General features: G+C 45.8%; 9 protein-coding genes. 7 read left to right on the plus strand and 2 right to left on the minus strand.

What is annotated here, in order from left to right; translation table 11 throughout:
• A partial coding sequence (locus tag K2P83_RS04345) for a PAS domain S-box protein (RefSeq protein ID WP_292926660.1) occupies nucleotides 1-437 on the plus strand: 437 nt, incomplete at its 5' end.
• Nucleotides 438-470: 33 nt separating this feature from the next.
• On the plus strand, nucleotides 471-1706 hold the full coding sequence (locus K2P83_RS04350; RefSeq protein WP_292926661.1) for an ATP-binding protein: 1236 nt from the start codon (nucleotides 471-473) through the stop codon (nucleotides 1704-1706).
• Between the two features lie 157 nt (nucleotides 1707-1863).
• Here the strand turns inward: K2P83_RS04350 and argA are convergent, their stop codons facing one another.
• Together argA and K2P83_RS04360 are read right to left on the minus strand one after the other, a co-directional pair.
• The gene (gene argA / locus K2P83_RS04355) at nucleotides 1864-3207 is read right to left on the minus strand and encodes an amino-acid N-acetyltransferase (protein ID WP_292926663.1); all 1344 of its coding nucleotides are present in this window, start codon (nucleotides 3205-3207) and stop codon (nucleotides 1864-1866) included.
• 41 nt (nucleotides 3208-3248) lie between these two features.
• Nucleotides 3249-3995, minus strand: coding sequence for a 16S rRNA (uracil(1498)-N(3))-methyltransferase (locus tag K2P83_RS04360; protein ID WP_292926665.1), 747 nt, complete (start codon nucleotides 3993-3995; stop codon nucleotides 3249-3251).
• A 157-nt stretch (nucleotides 3996-4152) separates the two neighbouring features.
• Between K2P83_RS04360 and K2P83_RS04365 the strand changes: the two genes are divergently transcribed.
• The 5 genes from K2P83_RS04365 to K2P83_RS04385 are packed head-to-tail and all read left to right on the plus strand — an operon-like array spanning nucleotide 4153 to nucleotide 8856.
• Nucleotides 4153-4710, plus strand: coding sequence for a thioredoxin family protein (locus K2P83_RS04365; protein ID WP_292926667.1), 558 nt, complete (start codon nucleotides 4153-4155; stop codon nucleotides 4708-4710).
• 2 nt (nucleotides 4711-4712) lie between these two features.
• Nucleotides 4713-5501 carry an inositol monophosphatase gene (locus K2P83_RS04370; RefSeq protein ID WP_292926669.1) on the plus strand — a complete coding sequence of 263 codons (789 nt, stop codon included), beginning with the start codon at nucleotides 4713-4715 and terminating at the stop codon, nucleotides 5499-5501.
• Nucleotides 5502-5510: 9 nt separating this feature from the next.
• A complete protein-coding gene (trkA, locus tag K2P83_RS04375) occupies nucleotides 5511-6962 on the plus strand; it encodes a Trk system potassium transporter TrkA (RefSeq protein ID WP_292926671.1) in 1452 nt (483 codons plus the stop codon).
• Nucleotides 6963-6974: 12 nt separating this feature from the next.
• Nucleotides 6975-8432 (plus strand): potassium transporter TrkG, encoded by a 1458-nt coding sequence (locus K2P83_RS04380; protein WP_292926673.1) that lies wholly within the window; start codon nucleotides 6975-6977, stop codon nucleotides 8430-8432.
• A gap of 37 nt (nucleotides 8433-8469) precedes the next feature.
• Nucleotides 8470-8856 (plus strand): response regulator, encoded by a 387-nt coding sequence (locus K2P83_RS04385; RefSeq protein WP_292926675.1) that lies wholly within the window; start codon nucleotides 8470-8472, stop codon nucleotides 8854-8856.
• Nucleotides 8857-9095: the final 239 nt, after the last annotated feature.

A 9095-nucleotide genomic window follows, 5' to 3' on the forward strand; every position in this document is an offset into this window, starting at 1 on the left:
GCCGGATTGAAGAAGCTCGAAAAAAATTGCTGGTTATCGAGCGTAATCGCCGGAGCATCATGGAAAAGTTGCATGCCAGTGAGGAAAGTTTGCGAACTAACGAGATGCGGTTTCGCAGCTATTTCGAGTTACCACTGGTGGGTATTGCCATCACTTCACTGGAAAAAAAGTGGTTGGAAGTCAATCCCTGTTTGTGTGAACTATTAGGATATTCCAAGGATGAATTGACTAAGCTTACTTGGGCGGAGATTACCTATCCCGATGATCTCGTATCCAATATTGCCGAATTCGAGAATGCTCTGGCCGGAAAAGCCGAAGGTTATTCGTTGGATAAAAGATTCATCCGCAAGGATGGGTTGATTATTTATGCATCGGTTTTAGTTCGTTGTGTTCGTAATCAGGACGGTTCGCCGGACTACTTCTTGGTATTGGTTTAGGACATTACCGCCCGTAAGAAAGTCGAAGCCGAGTTGCGCGAATACCAGCAACAGCTCGAACAAATGGTCGATGCGCGCACCTATGATTTAAACCTTGCAAAGGGAGCCGCGGAAGCCGCTAATCAAGCCAAAACTACTTTCCTCGCCAATATGAGCCACGAGTTACGTACGCCCATGAACGGTATTCTTGGCATGATCAACCTGGCGCGCATGCGCATGACCGATCCTAAAGGCTTGGATCAGATCGACAAAGCTAAGAGCGCGGCCGAACGCCTATTGGTCTTGCTCAATGATATCCTTGATCTCTCTAAGATCGAGGCTGAGCGCCTAACCCTGGAGGCACTACCGTTTAAACTGAGCACAATGCTGGAAAGCCTCGAAGCGCTTTTCCGCCGCAAAGCTGTGGAAAACGGCCTAATTCTTACCATTAACCCTCCTACTGAACTGGCTTGTTGCACGTTATTGGGAGATCGAATACGTTTGGAGCAGGTTCTGATCAACTTGGTTGACAACGCCATTAAATTCAGTGATCGTGGCGAAGTCTCCGTCCGTGTGCAGCAAGTGTCAGAAGATCAGGGCAGCTTGTTGTTGCGTTTCGAGGTGCAAGACCAAGGTATTGGTATCAGCCCGGAGGCTCAGGAACGTCTTTTTACTGCCTTTGAACAAGCCGATAACTCGATGACCCGGAAGTACGGCGGTACGGGACTGGGGCTAGCTATTAGTAAGCATTTGGTCGTTATGATGGGCGGTGAGATTGGTGTCGAGAGTCTTTCTTGTGCAGGCAGCACTTTCTGGTTTGTCGTTCGTCTGACTGCAATCAAGGAGAATGTTATGATCCGGACAGTGCAAGCCGCGGCTGATGGAAGCGCCGCGGAATGCTTGTGCCGGGAATTTTCCGGTGTCCGCATCATCATTGCCGAAGATGAGCCAATCAATCGGGAGATCATTGTGATTCTGCTGGAAGAAGCTGGCTTGGTCATCGATGTGGCGGAAGACGGAGAACAAACGCTCGCCTTAGCACGGCAGAATCATTACGCTTTGATTTTGATGGACATGCAGATGCCGAAGCTCAACGGCATCGATGCTACTAAGGCGATCCGGGATGATTCGCTCAACCGCGAAACACCTATCCTGGCCATAACCGCCAATGCCTTCGATACTGATCGACGACTTTGCCTGGAAGCCGGAATGAACGACCATATTCCCAAACCAATCAGTCGTGATGTGTTGTATGCGACGTTACTGAAGTGGCTCAAATCACTTCGATAAATCGCGCATACTTTAAAGGAGAACTGAGGATCTCATGTTAATTCCTTAGGCATTACAGCATTCTGCCTTCGTGGCGCATGATGAAATTGCCTCATCACTCTTTATAAGAGTGAAAGTTTCGCCGAATTCAGTGCAACAGTACTACTGATCGAAGTGATCATAGATGCTTGATCAATACCTTCGAGCGACGCTGATAATTGTATAAATTCTGTTTGGCCTTGGGCAATTCAGCAGGCGTGGCTTCGGTAAAGCCGTGTTCAATGAACCAATGCGTGGCATGCGTTGTGAGCACGAACAGTTTACGGATATCCTGGGAAATGGTTTTGCTTTCGATATGTTTTAGCAAACGGTTGCCGTGCCCCAAGTCACGATAATCCGGGTGAATTGCCAAGCAGGCGAGTTCACAGGCGTGTTCTTCAGGAAACGGGTACAGCGCAGCGCAGCCGAGGATCACACCATCATGTTCGAAAACTGTAAAGCGATCAATTTCAATTTCCAGTAATTCACGATTACGTCTCACCAGAATACCTTCAGTTTCCAGCGGTTCAATCAGTTGTAGAATGCCGCCGACATCTTCTATTCTGGCTTTGCGGAGTGCTTGCAGTGTTTCCTGTGAGATCATCCAGCCGATGCCATCGTGCGTGAATAACTCTTGTAGAATGGCGCCATCGCAGTGGCGGCTGATCAAATGTGTTCGTGTGACATGCGTTTCACAGGCTTTGATCGCACAACGTAGCGATGCGCGGATTTCATCGGAAAGTAAAGCACTGGTTGCCGCTGCTTTGTTTTCGAGTAAAGATTTGCTTTCTGCGACGGTGAGTTCACGTGGCAGGGCTTCAGGATTGCCGACGGAAGTTGCTGCGCTATCCAGGGTATCTAGAAGAAAAATCAATTTCTCGGCACTGAGCGCAATTGCGACTTCGGTAGCCACATTCTCCATCGTAAGATTAAAGATTTCACCGGTCGGTGAATAGCCCAGCGGTGAAATCAACACGACATCGTTTTGTTCCAAGCGGGCATGAATAGCTTGCGCATTTATTTTGCGAACTTTTCCGGTATGCATCAAATCGATACCCTGAATAACACCGTACGGACAAGCCGTGACAAAATTCCCGCTACTTACGTGGATGGAAGCATTGGCCATCGGCGAGTTGGGTAAGCCCAGCGAGAGCAATGCGGCGATTTCATGATGTACACGTCCCACCGATTCTTTGACACATTGCAGTGCGGCGGAATCGGTAACGCGCATGCCCATGACCGACTGCGTTTCCAATTGCGACTCATCCAGGCGTAACTGGATTTGCGGGCGTGCGCCATGGATGAGCACCAGTCTGACGCCGAGGCTGGCAAGTAAATTGATGTCGTGAATAAAGCTGACAAATTTTACATCGGTGACCATTTCGCCACTAAAACCAATGACGAAGGTTTTACCCCTGAATGCGTTGACGTAAGGCGCAACAGAGCGGAACCAGGAAACAAAATCAGTCGTGGTGTTATTCATTGTCAGTCAAGATTCAATTTATTCATTGTCTGCTTTGTCACTCAGTAGTCACCCCATAGGGTTTGCAGTGCGGAAATGGTCGCTAAAGCGGCGCTTTCTGTGCGTAATATGCGTTTTCCCAACCGTACCGGAATGAAACCGGTATGTAAAATAGCCATTTCTTCTTCCTGCGTGAATCCGCCTTCAGGTCCGATCACCAGCGCTAGATGAGCGCTGGCAGGTGGTTGGGCTATGTTTCTTAAACTTTCTGTGGCTGTCGTGGATAACATAAAATTTAGATCGTGCGATGATTGCGTGGTTTTCTTCTGACTTAGCCATTCCGGTAGCGAAATCAAAGGCGATATCTGCGGTAAATGATTCCTGCCGCATTGCTCACACGCTGAAATAATGATTTTCTGCCAGTGTTGCAGACGCTTGGAAGAACGCTCGTCGGAAAGATGCACAATGCTGCGGACAGTCGAAACCGGCTGTATGCATGTCACACCCAATTCCACTGCTTTCTGTATGATCCAATCCATTTTTTCATTAACACATATGGCTTGCGCAAGTGTTATATCAAGAGGTGATTCACAGTCAATGTCATGATAGGCTTCAATCAAAACTGTGGTGCTTGATTTGCTGATATTTTCGATGTATCCAGAAAATTCACCGCTATGGCCACTAAATAATGTGACTGCATCCCCTTTCTTTAACCGCAACACGCGCGCAGCATGATGTATGTTCTCGACGGAAAGCTCAATGAGTTGTCCAATGGTAATTTCCGCCGGGTGATAGAAACGAGCATGCATGATTGGGTTGGGTCTGGGTAAGTAACAATTTCAATAATGGACTCATGATAATATAGCACGATAAGTATTCAGCATTGTCTGAGCGTCACGCTGAATTTGAAAAGCGACAAGCTGGAAAGTGATTTTCTGGAATATTATCAATAATAGGAGAAAGTATATGGCAAGTCTGGAAACACCTGTGTGTGATTTTGGCTGGAAGGCGATTGATTTTGATTTGCCGGGTGTTGATGGTAAGCGGTATAACCTGGCTTCCGCGAAAGGGGAAAATGGCTTGCTGGTGATGTTTATCTGTAATCATTGCCCGTATGTGAAAGCCGTACAGGATCGCATTATTCGGGATGTGAACGAATTGAAGCCGCATGGTGTGAATGCGATTGCGATCATGTCGAATGATCCAGCCGATTATCCGGAAGATTCGTTTGAAAATATGGCATTAATTGCCAAAAAATTAAATTACCCATTTCCTTACGTTTGGGATGAAACCCAGGAAATTGCTAAGCGATATGGTGCTGTGTGTACACCCGATTTTTTCGGATTCAATAGTCAACTGGAACTGCAATATCGCGGACGTCTGGATGCATCCCGGAAAGAAGCGGCTCCCGCTGATGTGTGCCGCGATCTGTTTGAAGCCATGCTGCAGGTTGCCACAACAGGTCATGGCCCGGAAAATCAAATCCCCAGTATTGGATGTTCGATCAAATGGCGTACGGAGTAAATGTGTTAGAGAAAGTTATCGAGGTTGTCAGGGAGGTTGCGCAGCAAGTTATTATGCCGCGTTATTTACAAGTGGATAGGCAGATCAAGTCCGACGGTAGTTTTTTCACCGAGGCGGATGTTGCAGCACAGAATGCTTTGCTCTATGAGTTACAAAAGATTTATCCGGCCGCTACCATGGGCGAGGAAATGTCAAAACAGGAGCAGGAAGAACAGTGGATTCAGGGTAGAGCCGGACTGTGGAGCGTCGATCCGATTGATGGCACCTCTAATTTTCTGAATGGATTACCTTATTTCGCAATTTCTGTGGCATTGATGGAACAGGGTAAGGGTGTTCTGGGGGTGATTTATAATCCAGTGTCTGATGAAATGTTTTATGCGACAAAAGGGGGCGGTGCTTTTTTGAATGGAACAGCATTGCCTATCAAGAAATATGTGCCTACATTAGCGAGTGCAATGGCAAATGTGGATTTGAAGCGACTGGATAGAAGATTTGCAGCAAAAGTTGCTGCCTATCCGCCATTTGCGTCACAACGAAATTATGGGGCTTGTGCCCTTGAATGGTGTTATACCGCTGCGGGTTATTTTGATTTGTATCTGCATGGCGGGCAAAAACCCTGGGATTATGCAGCAGGCTCACTCATTCTGGAAGAAGCAGGTGGAAAAATGTGCGGCTTTGATCATGATGATTATTGGGCGGGTTCGCCCTGGCAGCGTTCAGTAATTGCAGCATTGGATCCTGGACTATTTACCCAGTGGCGTGATTGGGTACGCGAGAATCGGAAGGAATAGGTAATTCAATTGAAAATCATTATTCTGGGGGCTGGTCAGGTGGGCTCATCGGTTGCGGAAAGCTTGGTCAGTGAAGCGAATGACATCACAATGGTCGATATTGATTCGAAACGATTGGCATTATTGCAGGAACGCTTGGATTTGAGGACAGTTGTTGGCAATGCATCGCATCCATCCGTATTAGAGAATGCCGGTGCTCATGATGCAGACATGATTCTGGCAGTTACCGAGCATGACGAAACGAACTTGGTAGCTTGTAAGCTTGCTGCTTCCTTGTTTAACACACCCACTAAGATTGCACGTATTCGATCGACTGAATATTTGGCGCATCCGGATATTTTTTCTACCGAGAATTTCTGTGTCGATTTTGCCATTTCTCCAGAACAGATTCTAACCGAATATATTGAGAAATTGATAGAGTTTCCTGAAGCTTTGCAGGTGCTTGATTTTGCATCTGGGAAAGTGAGTTTGGTTGCTGTACGGGCATTACAGGGTGGATCGCTTGTTGGGCAGCAGCTACAGGAATTGCGTAAGCATGTTCCGAATGTGGATTCACGTGTGGCAGCTATTTTCCGCAAAGACCGGCCGATTATTCCCGAAGGCGACACAGTGATCGAAGCAGAAGATGAAGTGTTTTTTATTGCTGCTACCGAAGATATCCGAACCGTAATGCGAGAGTTACGGAAAATGGATAAACCAGTTAAACATGTGATGATTGCCGGGGGTGGAAAAATAGGCAAACGTCTCGCCGAGACGCTGGAAAAAGATTATCAGGTCAAAATTATAGAACACAATTATCAAGCGTGTGAACGTTTAGCAGCAGAACTGAGTAGTGCATTGGTATTACATGGTGATGCAACAGACGAAACATTGCTGGAAAGTGAGAATATCGCCGACATGGATATGTTTTGTGCACTGACGAATGATGAAGAAAATAATATTATGTCGGCGCTGTTGGCAAAACGCATGGGGGCGCACAAGGTCATCGCGCTGATTAATCGTCGTGCCTATGTTGATTTGGTACAAGGCAGTCGCATTGATATTGCTATTTCACCAGCGCAGGTTACGATTGGTTCATTGCTTGCTTATGTGCGACATGGTGATGTGGCTGCGGTACATAGCTTACGTCGTGGCGCAGCAGAAGCATTGGAATTGGTGGTGCATGGCGATGCCAAATCATCTCAGGTAGTCGGAAGAAAGGTGGAAGAAATAAAGCTGCCCAAAGGTGCCACAATTGGCGCTATCGTAAGAGGATTACCTAAATCTGAAGGGACATTTGGTGAAAATCTGAGCGCGGAACATGAAAAAACTTTATATCACTCTGATAACAATATATGCGTCATTATTGCACATCATGACACGATCATCCAACAAGATGACCATGTGATCTTATTTGTGATCAATAGAAAGATGATCCGTGAAGTGGAAAAATTGTTTCAAGTCGATGTTGGTTTTCTGTAAACAAGAAATGGTATGAGTCGTCTTTTTGTTGTTGTTAATGTGCTTGGCAAGATGGTTTTGATATTCGGGCTTACGATGCTGATTCCGCTGGGTCTGGCACTGTGGCTCAACGATGCTGCGCGATTTGCTTTTGAAGAGTCCATTCTGATTACTACGTGTTGTGGTTTGCTGATGTGGTTGGCGACACGCCGCTATAAACGTGAATTGCAGACAAGGGATGGATTTTTGCTGGTGGTTCTGGTTTGGTCAGTGCTGCCAGCCTTTGCTATGTTACCGCTGTTATTTTACCTTCCTGATCTTAACCTCAGCAAGGCGTATTTTGAAGCTGCTTCAGGATTAACTGCAACGGGTGGCACCGTGTTGTCGGGATTGGATGAATTGCCTCCATCTATCAATTTATGGCGCGGTGAATTGGTTTGGCTCGGAGGGATGGGGTTGATTGTTCTGGCAGTAGCAATTTTGCCATTGCTGGGGGTAGGGGGCCGGCAATTGCTCAATGCTGAGATACCCGGGCCTATGAAAGAAAATAAGCTCACTCCGCGTATCGCAGAGACTGCCAAGGGGCTGTGGACGATTTATGCGAGCCTGACTTTGGTTTGTGTTGCGGCGTACCGATGGGCGGGTATGGATTGGTTTGATGCAGTGATGCATGCATTTACGACCTTAGGTTTAGGTGGTTTTTCTTCTCATGATGCGAGCTATGGTTATTGGGATTCGCCGCTCATAGAATCGGTCGCGATTCTATTTATGCTGATTGCAGGAATAAATTTTGCAACGCATTTTCTGGTTTGGCGGGTAAAAAGTTTGATTCCCTATCGCCATGATTCTGAACTTGGTTGGTATGTGATAATCCTCTTATTCAGTTGTATCGGGCTGGCATCCTACTTGTGGTTCGCTGATATTTATACGGATCCTTTGGTGGCATTACGCTACGCTGCGTTCAATGTCGTTTCCGTTGCAACCACTACCGGATATAGCAATACAGATTACAGCTTATGGCCTATGTTTGTTCCATTATGGATGTTATTTTTATCCGGATTTTGTACCTCTTCAGGTTCTACTGGCGGTGGTATTAAAATGATACGAGCTCGAATCTTGTATCAGCAGGTTTATCGTGAAATGATCACGATCATGCATCCCAGTGCGATTATTCCAGCCAAGGTTGGTAGAAGTGTAGTGGCAAATCGAATCATTCTCGCAGTACTTGGTTTTTTATTTATTTATGCTGCGAGCATTGTATTGATGACTCTTGCGCTCGCCTTTAGTGGATTAGATGTTACTACAGCCTTTTCTGCAGCAGTGGCTTGTATTAATAATCTAGGGCCGGGTCTTGGTGAAATTGGACCTGCAACTACATATGCATCGCTAACAGATTCTCAAATATGGATATGTAGTTTTGCCATGTTGCTGGGTAGACTAGAGTTTTTTACAGTATTGGTTATATTTACACCTGCATTCTGGAAAAAATGAAATTCATATTTAACCTGAATAATCACAAGGGGTGCACATGGATAATGTCGGTGTATTGAAAGGTTTCAAGGTCATGATTATTGATGACAGCAATACGATCCGAAGGAGCGCTGAATTATTCCTGAGGCCTTCAGAATGTGAAGTGATTCTGGCAGAGGACGGGTTTGAGGCAATGTCTAAAATTGTTGATAACCATCCTGATATTATTTTTATTGATATAGCGATGCCGCGCCTGGATGGATATCAGGCTTGTATGCTAATAAAGAAAAATCTTATTTATCAATCTATTCCGGTGATTATGTTATCCAGTAAGGATGGTTTGTTTGACAAATCTCGCGGAAGAATGGCGGGATCAGATGATTATCTGACTAAACCATTTACTGCCGAGGGTTTATTAAGCATAATATGCAACAATATTTTGTAACAATGTATTGCATAACTGGTAAATGGTCTAGTAGAGTTTACACCTGCTGCCGAGTTTAGTTAGGGCACTAAATTTAGTTAGAGTGTGATTTTGGAATTTACCTTAATCCCTGTGAATAAAGGGGAAAGTGTATTTTAGGGTTGTGAAGTTGATTGGGGAGGCAGGGGATTTTATGACAAATTACTTGACTTTAAACCCCAAGGTCGACTAGCCTGAGAGGTGTAGCTAAATTGAGTGAA

This window comes from Nitrosomonas sp. (genome assembly GCF_019752415.1).
Taxonomy (GTDB): Bacteria; Pseudomonadota; Gammaproteobacteria; order Burkholderiales; family Nitrosomonadaceae; genus Nitrosomonas.